Consider the following 16,802-nt stretch of genomic DNA (forward strand, 5'->3'; position numbering starts at 1 on the left):
GCTTTCCCTCCCGATCAGCGGATCATGGCCTGCTGTGCCAGAGACTGGTTCAGCTTTACACCATATTTCGACTGCAACTGATTGACCATTTCGTCGAGGATATCGTCACCTGCGGCATTGGCAAAGGCAACGATCTGCTGCTTGTCCTGACCGAGAACGTCAGTTTTCGGATGAGTGTCTACTGTCTTGACCTTATACAGGATCGCCGTCATCGGCTCTTCGCCGGCGGTTGCCCCAACGGCGCCGACCCCACCCTGGAAGATCGCACGAATTGCGGCCTGGCCAAAAAGCTGATCCTTTGTGTCGCGGCGAATGCCATCCTTTGTCTGGATGGTCAGCTTGGTTTCGGCGGCAATATCGGCAAGCGATTTGCCGTGTTCCATTTCCGTTTTCAAGGCTTCCGCTTTTGCTGTCAGCGCCTGCTTGCGCTGCTCATTCATCCAGTCGGCGGTGGCCCGGTCCTTGACCTCACTCAGCGTTCTGTCCCGTGACGGGTCGATTTTCGTCACCTCGAACCAGACATAACCGGAGCGACCGAGATTGAGCGGAAGGGGCTCGCTGCCGATTTCGGTGGTGAACACGGTTTTCAAAAGATCGGGCGAGTCGGGCAGCAGGACCGGCTTGTCATGGTTATCGCTGCCATGGCTGTCGATGCTGTCGACCTTGACCAGCTTGAGGCCGGTTTTTTCTGCTGCTTCGGCAAGGGTTGCGCCGGAATTGCGCAGATCCTCGAACTTGTCATGCACGGCATTGACCTTGTCGGCGGCGGCGGCGGCGGCAAGATCGGCGCGGATCTGATCCTTCACCTCGTCCAGACTTTTGGTATGGCTGGGCTTTATATTGCTGATGCGCAGGATCACCGGACCGAAGGCGCCATCGACCACCGGGGTGACGTCGCCATCCTTGGTGACGGCAAAGGCGGCCGCGGCCAATGTCTGATCCGGCAGTTGCGCTTTGGTGAAATCGCCAAGCAGCACGTCGGATTTGCTCTTGCCCTGATCGGCAATCAGCTGATCGAAGGTTTTGGCACCCGATTGAAGCTGCTTTTCCGCTGCATCGGCCAGCTCTTTCGTCTTGAAGGTCAATTGTTCGATGGTACGTGAGCCTTGAACCTCATAGGCCTGCAGATGGCTCTCATATTCCTTCTTGATCTCGTCGTCGGTAATCGCCTTGGCGTCGGCAAGGTCGCGCGGCTCCAGCGTGACATAGTTGAAACTGCGATATTCCGGCGCACGATAGCGGAATTTCACCGTATCGAACCAGGTTTGCAGTGTCTTTTCGTCCGGAGCCTGAATCGGCTCGATATTCGCTGCCGTCAGAAGCAGATAATCGACAGATCGGGTTTCCTGACGATAGAGCGTCAATGCATCGACAAGCACCTTCGGGCCGGTAAAGCCCGAGGCCACCGCATCGACGATCTGGCTGCGCAGCGCCACTTTCGAGCGTTCGGCGATATAATCATTTTCGCGAATACCGGCATTCTGCAGGCGGCTGGTAAACAGCTGGCGGTCGAACTGGCCATTGGCATTCTGGAAGGCAGGGTCTTCGGCAAGCAGTTGCGCCAGCTTGTCCTTGGAGAGGCCGAGCTTCATGTCGCTTGCCAGTTGGTCAAGTGCAGCCCCTGCTGTCAGCTGCGAATAGACCTGCTGTTCCACACCAAGAGAGCGCGCCTGTTCTGCGGTGATCTGGGTGCCAAAGCGGCGACTGAGATCGGCAAGCTCACGCTTGTAAGCCAGCTGAAACTCATTGACCTTAACGGTCTGATCACCCACCTGAATGACGGCGTCCGGCGTGCTGCTGACCAGCGAACTGGAAATGCCCCAAATTCCGAAAGAACCGACAAGCAGTAAGAGCAGGCCCTTTACCAGCCAGGAATTGGCGGTTTTTCGCAAAGTTACGAGCATGGGAACGCAAACCTCATCAGTGTTGGTCGAGAGCGTTTTCAACCGGAAAAACCGCTCAATCTTTCAAATTTACCGCAGTCGTCACAATGACGGGACCTTGCAGTCAGCCTTAACGGCTTCACCGGCAAGCGAAGCACGGACCTGTCCTTAAAGCAAAGCCTTTAGAAATTGAAGGCAGTCAACCGGGAAAATGCAAAAAGTGCAAAGCCGTCATCGCAGCCCTCACACAAAAAACCCGGCACCATGGCCGGGTTTCTTTGAGGCTGGCTGACGCGAGTGCTCAGCGCTTGTCCATCGACAGATAGTCGCGCTTCGGTGCGCCGGTATAAAGCTGGCGCGGACGGCCGATACGCTGCTGCGGATCTTCGATCATTTCGTTCCACTGGGCAATCCAGCCGACGGTGCGGGCCAGAGCGAAGAGAACGGTGAACATTTCCGTTGGGAAGCCCAGTGCACGCAGCGTGATGCCGGAATAGAAGTCCACATTCGGGTAGAGCTTCTTCTCGATGAAGTATTCGTCGCTGAGGGCGATTTTTTCCAGTTCGAGCGCCACCTGCATCAGCGGGTTGTTGGCATTACCGGTCGCTTCCAGCACTTCATACATGGTCTTCTGCATGATCTTGGCGCGCGGATCGTAGTTTTTGTAGACCCGGTGACCGAAGCCCATCAGGCGGAACGGATCGTTCTTGTCCTTGGCCTTGGCGATATATTCCGGGATACGGTCGACCGAGCCGATCTCCTGCAGCATGTTGAGCGCTGCTTCATTGGCGCCACCATGAGCCGGGCCCCAAAGGCAGGCAATGCCGGCGGCGATGCAGGCAAACGGGTTGGCGCCCGACGAGCCGGCCAGACGCACGGTCGAGGTCGACGCGTTCTGCTCGTGATCGGCGTGGAGGATGAAAATCCGGTCCATGGCGCGGGCCAGAACGGGATTGACGTTATAGTCCTCGCAGGGCACGGCAAAGCACATGCGCAGGAAGTTCGAGGCATAATCCAGATCGTTCTTCGGATAAACGAAGGGCTGGCCGATATGGTATTTATAAGCCATGGCGGCGATCGTCGGCATCTTGGCGATCATGCGCAGGCTTGCCACCATGCGCTGATGCGGATCGGTGATGTCGGTCGAGTCGTGGTAGAAGGCGGACAGCGCACCGACCGTGCCGACCATGACCGCCATCGGATGGGCGTCACGGCGATAGCCGGTGAAGAAGCGGGTCATCTGCTCATGCACCATGGTGTGGCGGGTGACGCGCTCGTCAAAATCCTTCTTCTGGGCAGCCGTCGGCAGTTCGCCGTAAAGCAGCAGATAGCAGACTTCGAGGAAGTCACCCTTTTCGGCGAGCTGTTCGATCGGATAACCGCGATGCAGAAGCACGCCTTCGTCACCATCGATATAGGTGATCTTCGATTCGCAGGACGCCGTGGACGTGAAGCCCGGATCGTAGGTGAACATGCCGGTGTTCTTGTAGAGTGTGCCGATATCGATCACGTCGGGGCCGATCGTACCGCTGCGTACGGACAAACCGGCAGCCTTGTCTCCGACTTTGATATTTGCGCCTTGATCAGTCATGGTGGTCCTCCGAATGCGAGGCGCTACGGCATGGCTGTCGGCTCGCCTCCAGTTTCATCTGTGACGATAGCTATATGATCCAGAGGTTAATGCCAAGCTATCGAACCAAGAAAGCGTGCATTGCAAAAAGACAAAATGACACAATGGAACAACCAGAAAGCTATTAGGTAAAATGAAGAGTAAACTCTGTTCGTCGCATCCGCGGATTGCTATTGTGATTTCATCAGCCAATCGGCTGGCGGTGTGCCGGAAGATGGGTGATTAACAAGGCGTTCATTTTCATTATTTTTCAGTATTGTCTTTATAAGATGTTTTTGTCTGCATGGCTGCCCGCGGGCATGGATCAAGAAGGGGCAGATGGCGGACAGTGACGAATGGACACTGGTGAGGGAGCCGCCGGCGAAGGGACCGGTTGTGAAAGCTGCCCCCTGGATTTCGCCGGTGCAGCATTTTTCCGACGAGGATAGCCTCACTGCCGATCCAGTTGAAGATATCCTGCCTTCCGCACCGCTTTTACCCAGCTTCTCAGAGCGCTTTGCCGTTTTGCTGCGCCAGTCTTTACGGGCCGAACTGGCCCAGGGAAGGGCATTTCTGTTCGCTCCTGTCGTTTATGGTACAGGTGCGATCTGGTGGCTGACGAGGCCTGACGATCTCTCTGTCTGGCCGCTTCTGATCTTTGCCAGCCTTGCTATTTTGGGCTGGCATAAGCTGCGCTATCGCCATCCTGTTGCGGGTTTGCTGTTTGGTGCGGCCAGTTTTGCCCTGCTTGGCATGGTGCTGGCCAGTCATGAAACCTTTCGGGCGCAGACCATCCTTCTCGATGAGGCCGTGACCACAACCATAAGGGGTCAGGTCATCTCCTCGGAAGAAAATGCAAGTGGGAATCAAAGATATGTGATCGATCTGATCGGCACGGAAAAACCCGAGCTCAAACGAATGCCGCAAAGGGTGGCGCTTGTGGCTCGGTCTTCCCGAGAAATCTTCAGGACCGGCGATATTGTTGAGGGCAGGGCGCGCTTAAGCCCTCCTTCCGGGCCGGCTCTGCCGGGACTGACCGATTTTGCCTTCAATTCCTATTTCGACGGCATTGGCGCGATTGGCTATTTCTATGCACCGCCAAAACGGGCCGACACTCCGGCAGGATGGCTCCAGGACGGGCGGTTTCATTCTCTGCTGCATCAAATCGAAGGCTGGACCCAGAGCTTGCGTGATGTGATCACCAATCGAATTAGACGGGTTGTTCCGGGGGATCCGGGCGCTTTTGCCGCCGCTATTGTCACGGGTGAGCGGCGTGGATTGTCAAGCTCAGCCAACGAGGCGCTACGCATTTCCGGTCTTGCCCATATCATCTCCATCTCAGGCCTGCATATGGCGTTGGCCGGGGGGCTGTTCTTTATCGGTATCCGCAAGTTTCTCAGCCTGATTCCCGGGCTGGCGGAAACCGTATCGACCAAGAAAATCGCAGCAGCCGGGGCCATCGCCACGACCACCGCCTATTTCTGCATTTCCGGCTATGATGTTGCCGCCCAGCGCTCTTATCTGATGATGGTCATTATTCTGGCGGCTGCCTTTTTCAATCGCTCGGTACTCAGCCTGCGCAATGCCGCCTTTGCCGCCTTGCTGGTGATTCTGATCTCTCCGTCCCAGATCCTTGGCCCCAGCCTGCAAATGTCCTTTTCCGCCACCTTCGCCTTGATCAGCGGCTTTGCGCTTTGGACAAAAAGGCCGAAACTGTCTTTTTCCGTTGAGAAGCTGCCTTTCATGACCTGGATATGGCCGCTTTTGAAACGGATCGGCGCCGTCATGCTGACGTCTGCCATCGGCGGCCTGTCGACCTCCCTTTATTCTGCGGGGAATTTTCACCGCATCGGCTTGAATGGCATCGAAGCCAATCTCATGGCCGAACCGTTGATCTCGCTGATTGTCATGCCATCGGCAATGATCGGCATGATATTGATGCCGCTCGGTCTGGATTACTGGCCGCTCTTGCTCATGGGCAAGGGGCTCAGCCTTGTGCTGGATATCGGTTACACCGTCGCCAGTTGGCAGGGGGTGATGCGGTTTGACCGTTTCGATCCGTGGTTCCTGCCGGTGATGAGCATGGGCCTGATCATTTTTCTACTGTTGCATACACGTCTGCGGTTGATCGGCCTTGCCATGATGCTGGCAGCTGGCGGTTATGAACTGGCAAGACCGAAACCGCCGCTGGCCGAGCTTGCCATTGCCGAGGACGGGCAGTTGGTCGGGATCGTGAACAGGAGAGGAGATGACGGGGGCGTTTCCATTGCGATCAGCAAGAAAAATCCCTCCAGTTTTATTTTTGCCCAATGGCAAACTGTGCTCGACATCCACCAGATCCTTGAACCGGAAACGATTCCACGACCCCGGCGCAGCAACAAGGAGCACAGCAGCGACGGTGACACAGAGGATAAGGCAGGAAAGACGAAAAGAAAGGCTGCGCGACGGAAGACGTCAGCCGATATGGCCTTGTCACAGACGATGCTGCTTCGCGACAAGGCTCTGTCTTTTCCCGGCATTTTTCAGTGCAGCGGTGCAAGTCTCTGCCTCGCCGAGATGCATGGCGGCTGGCGCATAGCCGTGCTTCGCGACCGTGATTATGCCGAAGCCGCCTGTCAAAATGCCGATCTGATCATCACAAGCCTTACAGCCTATTCTGTTGCCTGTGCCGATCACGACGATCAAGAAGATGTCCTGGCAAGGAACGCACACAAGACAGTTCCTTCAAACGTCGTAACAGAGACCTCTGCGGTTTCAGTGCCGAACGCTCCCATTGTTATCAGCCGGGATGTACTCAGGCGCACTGGCGCCTTGGAACTCAGCCTGGGAGACAGACAAAGCCGGACACTTGCAGTCACCAAAGCGTTCAACGGTGAAAACCGACCCTGGATCCGTCATCGCTACTATAACTGGCGAAGCCAAAGTTACGATTTGCCAGATGGTCACGACGATGGTCCAACTGACGGTATATTTAATGATACCGGCGAATGAGCCCCACCAGCTTTCCCTGAATTTTCACACGATCAGGTCCAAAAATACGGGTTTCATAAGCCGGATTGGCCGCTTCCAGTGCAATGGAGGCTCCTTTGCGGCGATAGCGCTTCAATGTGGCTTCCTCATCATCGACAAGCGCGACGACAATATCACCGGGCGTGGCGGTGGTGGCATTGCGGATGATCACAGTATCGCCATCGAGAATGCCGGCTTCGATCATCGAATCGCCGCGAACCTCCAAGGCATAATGTTCACCCTGTCCCAGCATTTCGGCAGGAACGGAAATCTCATGCGTATTGTTCTGAATGGCGGAAATTGGCACGCCTGCAGCAATCCGTCCCATCATCGGAACGCTTGCGGCATTGCGGATGTCTTCCACCGGTTTGGATGGTGTTGACGTCACGGGCTGCAATTTCCCCCGGCTTCCTTCGATGACGGAGGGCGAAAAAGCCCCGCGACGTGGCGGAATGCTTGTTGCCATAGCTTCTGGCAGCTTTATCACCTCCAGTGCTCGGGCGCGATTGGGCAGGCGGCGAATGAAGCCGCGTTCTTCGAGCGCAGTGATCAGCCGATGGATTCCCGATTTCGAAGCAAGATCGAGCGCATCCTTCATTTCATCAAAGGACGGCGGCACGCCCGATTCCTTCATCCGCTCATGAATGAACAGCAGAAGCTCCTGTTGCTTGCGCGTCAGCATCGACATATGTCCTTAAAACTGTGAAACAAATCCAGAACGGACACTATATGTTCCATATGTGTTCTGCAAGCCTTTAATTTTGAGGGAGTATGCTGCTAACAGGGCCGAAAGCACATCGCGTTTCATTATTAAGAACGGCTGGCAGGCTTGCTGGAGCATCTGACACAGAGACGTCATACTCTCATGATGGATTGCGACTCGGGTAGACATCCGAAAATCCCATGGATTTTTAGAGTATGGCTGTCTCCAGTCCCATTGGAATTGAAGGAGGGTGGACCATGAAATTTGCTTTTGCGTCGCTGGGCGCTGTGATGTTGCTTTCGTCCTCTGCCGCACTGGCCGCCTCCTCCTGGCCCGACACACCGCAAGGCCGTCTTGAGGCATTTGCGGTTTTGCAGACCCTCAATGCCGAGCTTTTGAGCCATGACAGCGCCACTTTGACGCTTGATCGCTGGTGTTCAAGCCATAAGCTTGCCAAAGAGGCAAAGATCGTTGCCGAGCGGGTGCGCGGCCAGGACAAGCCGGTGACAGAGGATATCCGCCGCGTCCTTAAAGTGGGGCCAAACGAGGCGGTGGGCTATCGGCGGGTGCGGCTCAAATGTGGTGCCGTGGTGTTGTCTGATGCCGATAACTGGTATGTGCCGTCGCGGTTGACACCCGAGATGAACAAGGTTCTCGATACGACCGATGGTGCTTTCGGACGGGTGGTGCAGCCCCTGCATTTTCAGCGACATACCGAATCGGCGAAACTTCTATGGTCGCCTGTGCCGGAAGGATGGGATATGGGCGCAGCTTTTCCCGCTGCGAGCGGCAAGCCCTTGGCCGTTCCCGATCATGTGATCGAACACAAGGCGATATTGACCTTGCCGGACGGTGCGCCCATCAGCATGGTGGTTGAAAGTTATACGGGTCGGGTTCTGGACTTTGCTCCACCCGGTCTGTGAGATTCTTGTCTACACGCTTTCTTGTCTTCATGCTTTGCAGGACATCCATCATGTCGCATTCCGCCAGCCGGTCGGTTGATCATTTTGTTTTGCCAGTCACCATGCTTGACGGCGCCGTAACGCGCTTTCAGATGCTGGGTTTTACTGTCGCACCGCCAGCTGATCACCCCTTCGGCACGCAGAACGCCTGTGTGTTTTTGTCCGATAAGACCTATCTGGAGCCTCTGGCCGTCGGTCGTCAGGCAGAGGCCGATCGGGCTGTGCTGGACGGCAACGTGTTCGTTACGCGTGACAGGGCATTCCGCACGGAACGCAAGGAGGGATTGTCAGCCATCGTTGCCGCATCTGACGATGCCGAGGCGGATCATATCGGTTTTGTCGAAAAGGGGATGAGCGGTGGCAGTCTGCTGGATTTTTCCCGCCCCATGCGGCTTCCTGATGGCGGCGAGGCCATGGCCAGTTTTCGTCTGGCCTTTGCCACTGAGGCAAATGAGAGCGGTTTTTTTCTGTTCACGTGCCAAAGAATTGCACCACTGTCTGCCGACCGAAGCCAGCTTGAAACCCATGCCAATGGCGTGACCGGAATAAGCCGCATCTTTCTTCATGCCAGGCATCCAAACAGGTATCGGAACTGGTTTGAGACCGTTTTTGCTGTCAGTGCGGCAGAAACCAGCGGGGGCCTGCTGTTTGAGGCAAAAAACCTCGCGATCGAGATTATCGAAGCCAGCGATCTTGCCGATATACTGATTGCCACGGCGCTGGTGTTTTCGGTGAAGGATATCGACGTGACAGGACGTGTGCTGACTGATAATGGCATTGAGCATCAGAAAATGCCGGGTGGCATCGCCGTCGCGGCAGCGCCCGGACAGGGCGTCGCCTTGCTGTTTGAGGAGAGTATATCGTGACAATTGAAGCCGCCGCCAAGCCCAATGCCGTCGTCACGCTGGGCGAAGGCAAGCATCAGGTTTCTTTTTCCAATCAGGCGCGTTTCTCGCTGATCTGCGGCCCCTGCCAGATGGAAAGCCGCGATCACGCCTTCATGATGGCGGGTGCGATCAAAGAAATCTGTGACAGGCTTGGCATCGGGCTGGTGTATAAATCCTCTTTCGACAAAGCCAACCGCACCTCGCTCAAGGGCGGGCGCGGTATCGGGCTTGAAAAGGGGCTGGAAATTTTTGCCGACCTGAAGAAAGAATATGGTTTTCCGGTCATCACCGACATTCACACTGAAGAGCAATGCGCTGTCGTCGCCGAGGTTGTCGACATGCTGCAAATCCCGGCCTTTCTCTGCCGGCAGACTGATCTTCTGGTGGCGGCGGCAAAAACCGGCCGGGTGATCAATGTCAAGAAGGGCCAGTTTCTCGCGCCATGGGATATGAAGAATGTGATGGAAAAAATCACCTTCTCCGGCAATCCGAATGTGCTGCTATGCGAGCGGGGTGCGTCTTTCGGCTATAATACGCTGGTTTCTGATATGCGATCCCTGCCGATCATGGCATCCATGGGCGCACCGGTGATTTTCGACGCCACCCATTCCGTGCAGCAGCCGGGCGGGCAGGGCGGATCAACAGGCGGCGATCGCAGATTTGTCGAGACGCTTGCCCGCGCTGCCGTTGCCGTCGGTGTGGCCGGACTTTTCATTGAAACCCATCAGGATCCGGATAACGCACCTTCGGATGGACCGAATATGGTGCATCTCAAGGATCTGCAAGCTCTGCTTGAAAAGCTGATGGCCTTTGATGCCGTGGCCAAAATGGTCTGATCCGATCCCGCAGAGCGCGTGGGACAGCCAGTGTCGCGCAGCGCTTTAAATCGATTAGTTTTTTCGTGTCTTTCACCCTGATGTCATTGTAATTTTGGGACCATGGAGTAAGACAGGGACGAAAAGAAATGGCTCATTCTAAAATCCATAGGGAGCGAACATGACCGCGATTACCGATATCATTGCCCGCGAGATTCTCGACAGCCGTGGCAACCCCACCGTCGAGGTGGATGTCTATCTCGAAGACGGCAGCATGGGCCGTGCGGCGGTTCCTTCCGGCGCATCCACCGGCGCTCATGAGGCCGTCGAACTGCGTGATGGCGGCAAGCGGTACCTCGGCAAGGGTGTTGAAAAGGCGGTTGAAGCCGTCAACAGCGAAATCTATGACGCCATTGGCGGTCATGATGCCGAAAACCAGATCATGATCGACAATCTGATGCGCGAGCTGGACGGCACGCCGAACAAGTCGCGTCTTGGCGCCAACGCCATTCTCGGTGTCTCTCTGGCCGTGGCCAAGGCCGCTGCCGAAGCCTCGGGCCTGCCGCTCTATCGCTATGTCGGCGGTCCGAACGCCCATCTCCTGCCGGTTCCGATGATGAATATCATCAATGGCGGCGCCCATGCCGACAACCCGATCGATTTTCAGGAATTCATGATCATGCCGGTCGGCGCCGACACGATCCGCGACGCCGTGCGCATGGGTTCGGAAGTATTCCACACGCTGAAGAAAGAGCTTTCCGCACAGGGTTTCAACACCAATGTCGGCGATGAAGGCGGCTTCGCGCCCGGTCTCAAAAGCGCGCCGGAAGCGCTTGATGTGATTGTTAAATCCATCGAAAAGGCTGGCTATCGTCCGGGTGAGGACATCTATCTGGCGCTCGACTGCGCCTCGACGGAATTCTTCAAGGACGGCAAATATGTGCTGGAAGGCGAAGGCCGCACGCTGGAGCCGGAAGCCATGGCCGATTATCTGGCCGAGCTTGCCGCAAAATATCCGATCATCTCGATTGAAGACGGCATGGCCGAAGACGATTGGGATGGCTGGAAATATCTGACCGACAAGGCCGGCTCCAGGCTGCAACTGGTGGGCGACGACTTGTTCGTTACCAATTCCGCCCGTTTGCGTGACGGCATCCGCATGGGTGTTGCCAACTCCATGCTGGTCAAGGTCAACCAGATCGGTTCGCTGTCTGAAACGCTGGATGCTGTGGAAACCGCGCATAAGGCTCGCTATACCACCGTCATGTCGCACCGTTCGGGTGAAACGGAAGATTCGACCATTGCCGATCTCGCTGTCGCCACCAATTGCGGTCAGATCAAGACTGGTTCCCTGTCGCGCTCGGATCGCATGGCCAAGTACAATCAGCTGATCCGCATCGAAGAAATGCTGGGTGCGCAGGCTGCCTATGCCGGGGCGTCGATCCTCAAGGCTTAATCAGCCCGATTGATCAAAAGAAAAGGCCCGGATTTTCCGGGCCTTTTTCGTTTTACCAGCTGCCGGTATTCGGCATCGATGTCCAGGGCTCGGCCGGGGCAAGGCTCTCGCCCTTTTGCAGGATTTCGATGGAAATACCGTCCGGAGACCGGACAAAGGCCATGTGACCGTCGCGTGGCGGACGGTTGATGGTAACGCCATTGTCCATCAGCTTCTGGCAGGTGGCGTAGATGTCATCGACCTCATAGGCGAGGTGGCCGAAATTGCGTCCGCCGGTATAGTCTTCTTCATCCCAGTTATAGGTCAGTTCCAGACAGGGTGCCTTTTCGGTTGTGGCTTTGTGCGTGTCTTCATCGGCGGCCAGAAAAATAAGGGTGAAACGGCCCTTTTCATTCTCGATTCGACGCACTTCGCTCATGCCGAAAAGGGTGCAATAGAAATGAAGGGAGGCCTCGATGTTTTTGACACGGACCATGGTGTGCAGATATCGCATGATAATTCTCCTGTTTCGGCAGAGCGCTCTCTTTTGAAGGCGATGTCAAACATAGTGTCATGGTCTTGCCAGTCAATGATGACAATATGACCCCACAGAAGGGCTGCGTTGATGCTAAAACGAAACCTGTCGTTGCGCGCCAGCCTGGAACAAGCTCATATTGCTATGAACCAATTGCGGATAAGTGAAACAGGGGCTTGCGCAAAAGCCTTAATGAAATGTTAATCTCTTGTTCGGGAATCAGTTTGTCGTGTCCGGTTCAGGTGTTTCGAGGGGCGAGTTGAGATGACGGAGAGAATTTCGGCGAAAGCGTTCGTGGAATTCAGCGGGCTCTCGGATGAGTCCATGGACTTGATCGAGATAACCGGTGTCGTCAAATGGTTCGATGTGGCCAAGGGTTTCGGTTTCGTCGTGCCGGATAACGGTATGCAGGATGTTCTTCTGCATGTCAGCTGCCTGCGCCGCGACGGTTATCAAACCATTCTGGAAGGCACTCGCATCGTTGCGCTTGTGCAGAAACGGGACAGGGGCTATCAGGCTTTCCGTGTTCTGTCGATGGATCAGTCCACGGCTGTACATCCCTCGCAAATGCCGCCAGTTCGTACCCATGTTCAAGTTACGCCGTCGAGCGGGCTTGAGCGCGTACTGGTCAAATGGTTTAATCGCACCAAGGGCTTCGGTTTTTTGACGCGGGGCGAGGGCACGGAAGATATTTTCATCCACATGGAAACACTCCGCCGGTTTGGTCTGACGGAATTGCGTCCTGGCCAGACTGTTCTGGTCCGCTTCGGAAATGGCGACAAAGGCCTTATGGCTGCCGAAATTTATCCAGATAATCCTCTGCCGAATACGAGAGCCCATTAAGGACACGGACCATGTTCCTGACCGTAAGAAGCGCCTTTATGGCGCTTTTTTTGACCCTAATTTTCCCCATTCTGCCTGCCATGGCGGCACCGGGTCTGCAAAAGGGGGTTGTATCGATCGAAACCGCCAAAGGTGTTCGGCATGATTTCCATGTCGAATATGCCATCAAGCCCGCTGACCGGGAGAGGGGCCTGATGCAGAGGACGACACTCCCGCCCGATCAGGGCATGATCTTCGATTTCGGTGAAAGTCGCCAGGTGATCATGTGGATGAAGGATACGCCTTTGCCACTCGACATGCTGTTCATTGATGCAAAGGGCAGGATCACCCGGATCGCCGAGCGAACCACGCCTTTTTCGGAGGATTTGATCCCGTCCAATCGACCGGTCCGCTATGTGCTGGAAATCAATGGCGGTCGCGCCCATGATCTCGGCATTGCCGCTGGAGACCGCATCGTCAGTGGTCTGTCCGCGGGTAAACCGGGTCAATAAACAGGATTTCTTCCTTTTTTCATCAATGTTGTTGGGAAAAATCGATGCTGAGCCAATTCAGTCGTGGACAGCCGATTAATTCTGATTTTCGTTTGATTTTCCTGTTGCAGATGCGCTGCGAAGCGTGTATCCCGCCCTTCGTCGAAAGACAAAAGTCGGAGTGTAGCGCAGTCTGGTAGCGCATCTGGTTTGGGACCAGAGGGTCGGGAGTTCGAATCTCTCCACTCCGACCACTCCTTGAGTATGTTTTGTCAAACAACTCATTCAATCTCTGTTGACGGTTAGCATCATCGGCACGGCTTTAAGTGCCTTCGACACCGGGCAAGTTTCCTTCGTTTCCTCGGCCAGTTTCTGCAATTTTTCTGTGTTGCTGCCGCTGACTTTCGCTGTGAGATGAAGCTGAATACCCGTAATCGAAAAGCCGCCATCCTGCTGGTCCAGCGTGACCTCGGCACGGGTGTCGAGACTATCAACTGTCATTCCGGCATCGCTCAAGGCCTTGGACAGCGCCATGGTGAAGCAGGCCGCATGAGCAGCGCCGATCAGTTCTTCCGGATTGGTGCCAGGCTTGTCCTCAAATCGCGTATTGAAACCATAGGGCTGATCTTTCAGCGCACCACTCTTGCTGGAGATCGTGCCCTTGCCGTCTTTGAGGCCACCGGTCCAATGGGCTGAGCCATGCTGTTTGATCGCCATGGGAAAACTCCTTTCGTTATGACACGAAGGAAGAACCCTTGACGGCCTGTCGAGTTCCTTATGATTTTGCAGGAATTCAGGCAAGCTTGCGCAAATTTTGCGCGAATCGCTTCCAGTTTGCGACGTAACTGGCTGCGGATCGTTTCAGGCCTTCGATTGCGCTTTCATCAAGCGTTCGGATGACCCGGGCAGGGCTGCCGACAATCAGACTATTGTCGGGAAACGCCTTGCCCTCGGTGACCAGCGCATTGGCTCCCACAAGGCAATTGCGGCCGATTATGGCGCCATTCAGAACTGTGGCACCCATGCCGATCAGACTGTTGTCACCAATGGTGCAGCCATGCAGGATGGCGCGATGACCGATCGTGCATCCGGCCCCGACGGTGAGGGGAAAGCCCATATCTGTGTGCAGGATGCAGCCTTCCTGGATATTGCTACCAGAACCAATGGTGATGATCTCATTGTCACCGCGCAACACCGCTCCAAACCAGATGCCAGCATCCTCTGAAAGCACAACGCGACCAATCACGTGCGCATCGGGGGCAATCCAGTGGCGGTTGGGATCAGGCAAGGTGGGTATGTGCTCACCCAGTGCATAAACAGGCATTGTTTTCACTCCTCATTTTGAGGAAGTTTACAATACGGAACCCAACTTGCGCCAGATCTTATCCTGTCAGAATTTATAGCCGATCATAACAGCCGCGCGGGTCATGCCGTCATTGGGATCGCAAAGTCCCGCATTGGAGGCATGTTCGACCTGACCCATGACATTCCAATGCTGGGTGAAGCGATAACCCAGACCGGCATATTCGCGAAACAGCACTTTGCAGCCAAGGCTCGGTCCGCCATCATTGCTGTCATGGGTCGCGCCATCATGAACAACGCCACCAAAACCTGCCTCAGCAAAAATCTTGTCCGTCATGTTCACGGTCCAGGTAAAACCGGCATAAGCTTCGTCATTCAGATGACGGGAACCGATTTCTGCGCCAACATGCACGCGCGGATGAGTTAGCTTCTCCCAGAATCCATGAGCGGTCTCGCTGTGAAACGGGTCGAAAAGCACCATGCCCTCACCGGCAATGCCGTTCTGGTTGCTCTGGATCGAGGTGACCACGCCGAGTCGAACTTCATCAATAATCGAGCCACCGCTACCGGCGACAGCCGAAGATGAGGTTGCCCCTATGATTGCTGCGCTGGCGCAGGCCAGTTTGAGGGCCATTCGGATGCTGAAGGTCATCGGTTTCTCCGCACGAAACAAAGTACGTGCGGCTGTATCATGACAATCCGCTCGCACATCTTCTCACCGTTTGCAGTCGAGCTTTCGCAAAAGCATAACTGCAAACGATTCGTTAAGCGTATCTTGTCGTAAACCGTCGGCGTTCGGGAGGGTGAAAATGTCACACAGGCCCAGAAATTACGATTCCGGCCCCGTATCACTTTGCTGCGGGACAGGCCGCAGGAGACCAATGTTGCGCGCGATCAGCTTCAGTTGCAGCTTGTATTGCCACCAGACCAACGGGTGACATCATGGCCGATGCGCTCGCCAATCGTTTCACCCATCATCGGACCAAAGACCTGCACCTTTGCCGGAGAACCTTCAGCCATAACCACAAGAACCGGGCGGATATCCTTCGAGCCCTTGCGCACCAGCAGAATGCGCGGTTTGCCGGAGAAGGAGTTGAGTTCGGCATCCATACGATAGGGTTTGAAAGCCGGATCGCCGGATTTGAACCAGCAGCTATGGGCGCTGACCATGACATGGTTCATCACCTCATAGGCGCTGTTATCGGACATTGATTCCTGTTTGGTGGCGCAGGATGCCAGAGCCAGCAGACTGGAAAGGGCAGAAAGAAACAGCAGTTTGCGCATGGGCAATCCTGTCAGGAAGGGTGAAACGAGACAATCAGGCAGCGGCGACGACATCGAGGGCAGAGGCGAAAATGCCACGACCGTCATTGCCGCCATGGGCTGCCTCGATCAGATTTTCTGGATGTGGCATCATGCCGAGCACATTGCCGCGCTGGTTGATCACGCCGGCAATATCGGATACGGAACCGTTCGGATTCGTGCCCTCGGCATAACGGAAAACCACCTGACCCCTGTCTTCCAGCGCCTTCAGCGTCTCGGTATCGACAACGTAATTGCCGTCATGATGGGCAACCGGACAGCGGATAATCTGGCCTTGTTCATAGGCGCGGGTGAAATCCGTGTCGTCATTCACGACTTCAAGCTTGACTTCACGGCAGACGAATTTCAGCGAGGCATTGCGCATCAGCGCGCCCGGCAAAAGCCCGGCTTCGACCAGTATCTGAAAGCCGTTGCACACACCCAGAACCTTGACGCCCTGTTCGACCTTGGCCTTGATCGCCTGCATCACCGGCATGCGGGCAGCGATTGCGCCGCAGCGCAGATAATCGCCATAGGAAAAACCGCCGGGAATCACAATAAGATCGACATCGGGAATGTCTGTTTCCGTCTGCCAGACCGTGACCGGCGCTTTTCCGGAAATCTTGGTGAGTGCGGCGATCATGTCGCGGTCGCGATTAAGACCGGGAAGCTGGACAACGGCGGATTTCATGGGCGGCTCGCATCCTGTTCGGGTTAGGCTGTCTTTGCCTGGGCAAAATGGCAAAAAAAGGTTGAAGGCCCGCAAGGCTGCGGGCCAGTCAGATCATGTCAGTCAAGCGCGATGGCGTAGTTTTCGATCACCGTATTGGCGAGCAGCTTTTCGCACATGGCTTTCAGCTCGTCTTCGGCCTTGGCCTTGTCCGTGCCCTCCAGCACCAGATCGAACACCTTGCCTTGACGTACCTGATCAACGCCGGAAAAGCCGAGCGCGGTGAGCGCGCCTTCGATGGCCTTGCCCTGCGGGTCGAGAACGCCGTTTTTCAAGGTAACGGTTACACGGGCCTTAATCACGAGACGATCTCCTGA

General features: G+C 55.6%; 17 protein-coding genes and 1 tRNA gene. 8 read left to right on the plus strand and 10 right to left on the minus strand.

What is annotated here, in order from left to right; genetic code table 11:
• Positions 1-14: 14 nt before the first annotated feature.
• Together NAC44_RS15595 and gltA are read right to left on the minus strand one after the other, a co-directional pair.
• On the minus strand, positions 15-1,904 hold the full coding sequence (locus NAC44_RS15595; RefSeq protein ID WP_250942230.1) for a peptidylprolyl isomerase: 1,890 nt from the start codon (positions 1,902-1,904) through the stop codon (positions 15-17).
• Positions 1,905-2,184: 280 nt separating this feature from the next.
• On the minus strand, positions 2,185-3,474 hold the full coding sequence (gltA, locus tag NAC44_RS15600) for a citrate synthase (RefSeq protein ID WP_250942232.1): 1,290 nt from the start codon (positions 3,472-3,474) through the stop codon (positions 2,185-2,187).
• A gap of 357 nt (positions 3,475-3,831) precedes the next feature.
• Here gltA and NAC44_RS15605 point away from each other — a divergent pair, with 357 nt between their 5' ends.
• Positions 3,832-6,483: a ComEC/Rec2 family competence protein gene (locus tag NAC44_RS15605; RefSeq protein WP_250942234.1), complete on the plus strand. Its 2,652-nt coding sequence runs from the start codon at positions 3,832-3,834 to the stop codon at positions 6,481-6,483.
• On the opposite strand, the gene lexA is transcribed toward NAC44_RS15605, so the two are convergent.
• Positions 6,464-7,183, minus strand: a complete 720-nt coding sequence (gene lexA, locus NAC44_RS15610) for a transcriptional repressor LexA (RefSeq protein ID WP_250942235.1) — start codon at positions 7,181-7,183, stop codon at positions 6,464-6,466. The two genes, NAC44_RS15605 and lexA, sit on opposite strands and share 20 nt — an antisense overlap.
• A 278-nt stretch (positions 7,184-7,461) precedes the next feature.
• On the opposite strand from lexA, the gene NAC44_RS15615 reads away from it, so the two are divergent.
• The 4 genes from NAC44_RS15615 to eno all read left to right on the plus strand — a co-directional run bounded on the left by NAC44_RS15615 (position 7,462) and on the right by eno (position 11,324).
• Positions 7,462-8,127 carry a hypothetical protein gene (locus NAC44_RS15615; RefSeq protein ID WP_420839962.1) on the plus strand — a complete coding sequence of 222 codons (666 nt, stop codon included), beginning with the start codon at positions 7,462-7,464 and terminating at the stop codon, positions 8,125-8,127.
• A 50-nt stretch (positions 8,128-8,177) separates the two neighbouring features.
• Positions 8,178-9,032 (plus strand): VOC family protein, encoded by an 855-nt coding sequence (locus tag NAC44_RS15620; RefSeq protein WP_250942237.1) that lies wholly within the window; start codon positions 8,178-8,180, stop codon positions 9,030-9,032.
• 2 nt (positions 9,033-9,034) lie between these two features.
• Positions 9,035-9,889, plus strand: coding sequence for a 3-deoxy-8-phosphooctulonate synthase (kdsA, locus tag NAC44_RS15625; protein ID WP_250942338.1), 855 nt, complete (start codon positions 9,035-9,037; stop codon positions 9,887-9,889).
• Positions 9,890-10,049: 160 nt separating this feature from the next.
• Entirely contained in the window at positions 10,050-11,324 is a 1,275-nt protein-coding gene (gene eno, locus NAC44_RS15630; protein WP_250942242.1) for a phosphopyruvate hydratase, read from the plus strand.
• Positions 11,325-11,376: 52 nt separating this feature from the next.
• Here the strand turns inward: eno and gloA are convergent, their stop codons facing one another.
• Entirely contained in the window at positions 11,377-11,817 is a 441-nt protein-coding gene (gloA, locus tag NAC44_RS15635; RefSeq protein ID WP_250942243.1) for a lactoylglutathione lyase, read from the minus strand.
• A 285-nt stretch (positions 11,818-12,102) separates the two neighbouring features.
• Between gloA and NAC44_RS15640 the strand changes: the two genes are divergently transcribed.
• From NAC44_RS15640 to NAC44_RS15650, 3 genes are all read left to right on the plus strand, one after another.
• Entirely contained in the window at positions 12,103-12,681 is a 579-nt protein-coding gene (locus NAC44_RS15640; protein WP_250942244.1) for a cold-shock protein, read from the plus strand.
• Positions 12,682-12,692: 11 nt separating this feature from the next.
• Complete coding sequence (locus tag NAC44_RS15645; RefSeq protein WP_250942245.1) at positions 12,693-13,172, plus strand: DUF192 domain-containing protein; 480 nt, start codon at positions 12,693-12,695, stop codon at positions 13,170-13,172.
• 156 nt (positions 13,173-13,328) lie between these two features.
• Positions 13,329-13,405, plus strand: a tRNA-Pro gene (locus NAC44_RS15650).
• A gap of 31 nt (positions 13,406-13,436) precedes the next feature.
• On the opposite strand, the gene NAC44_RS15655 is transcribed toward NAC44_RS15650, so the two are convergent.
• The 6 genes from NAC44_RS15655 to purS form a co-directional block, all read right to left on the minus strand.
• Positions 13,437-13,868 (minus strand): OsmC family protein, encoded by a 432-nt coding sequence (locus NAC44_RS15655; RefSeq protein ID WP_250942246.1) that lies wholly within the window; start codon positions 13,866-13,868, stop codon positions 13,437-13,439.
• 76 nt (positions 13,869-13,944) lie between these two features.
• Positions 13,945-14,475 carry a gamma carbonic anhydrase family protein gene (locus tag NAC44_RS15660; protein ID WP_250942247.1) on the minus strand — a complete coding sequence of 177 codons (531 nt, stop codon included), beginning with the start codon at positions 14,473-14,475 and terminating at the stop codon, positions 13,945-13,947.
• 66 nt (positions 14,476-14,541) lie between these two features.
• Positions 14,542-15,105 (minus strand): acyloxyacyl hydrolase, encoded by a 564-nt coding sequence (locus tag NAC44_RS15665; RefSeq protein WP_250942248.1) that lies wholly within the window; start codon positions 15,103-15,105, stop codon positions 14,542-14,544.
• A gap of 248 nt (positions 15,106-15,353) precedes the next feature.
• Positions 15,354-15,737 (minus strand): hypothetical protein, encoded by a 384-nt coding sequence (locus tag NAC44_RS15670; protein WP_250942249.1) that lies wholly within the window; start codon positions 15,735-15,737, stop codon positions 15,354-15,356.
• 34 nt (positions 15,738-15,771) lie between these two features.
• The gene (purQ, locus tag NAC44_RS15675; protein WP_250942250.1) at positions 15,772-16,446 is read right to left on the minus strand and encodes a phosphoribosylformylglycinamidine synthase subunit PurQ; all 675 of its coding nucleotides are present in this window, start codon (positions 16,444-16,446) and stop codon (positions 15,772-15,774) included.
• A gap of 98 nt (positions 16,447-16,544) precedes the next feature.
• Positions 16,545-16,787: a phosphoribosylformylglycinamidine synthase subunit PurS gene (purS, locus tag NAC44_RS15680; RefSeq protein ID WP_250942251.1), complete on the minus strand. Its 243-nt coding sequence runs from the start codon at positions 16,785-16,787 to the stop codon at positions 16,545-16,547.
• Between the last annotated feature and the right edge of the window lie 15 nt (positions 16,788-16,802).

This window comes from Allorhizobium sonneratiae, assembly GCF_023700755.1.
Classification (GTDB): domain Bacteria; phylum Pseudomonadota; class Alphaproteobacteria; order Rhizobiales; family Rhizobiaceae; genus Allorhizobium; species Allorhizobium sonneratiae.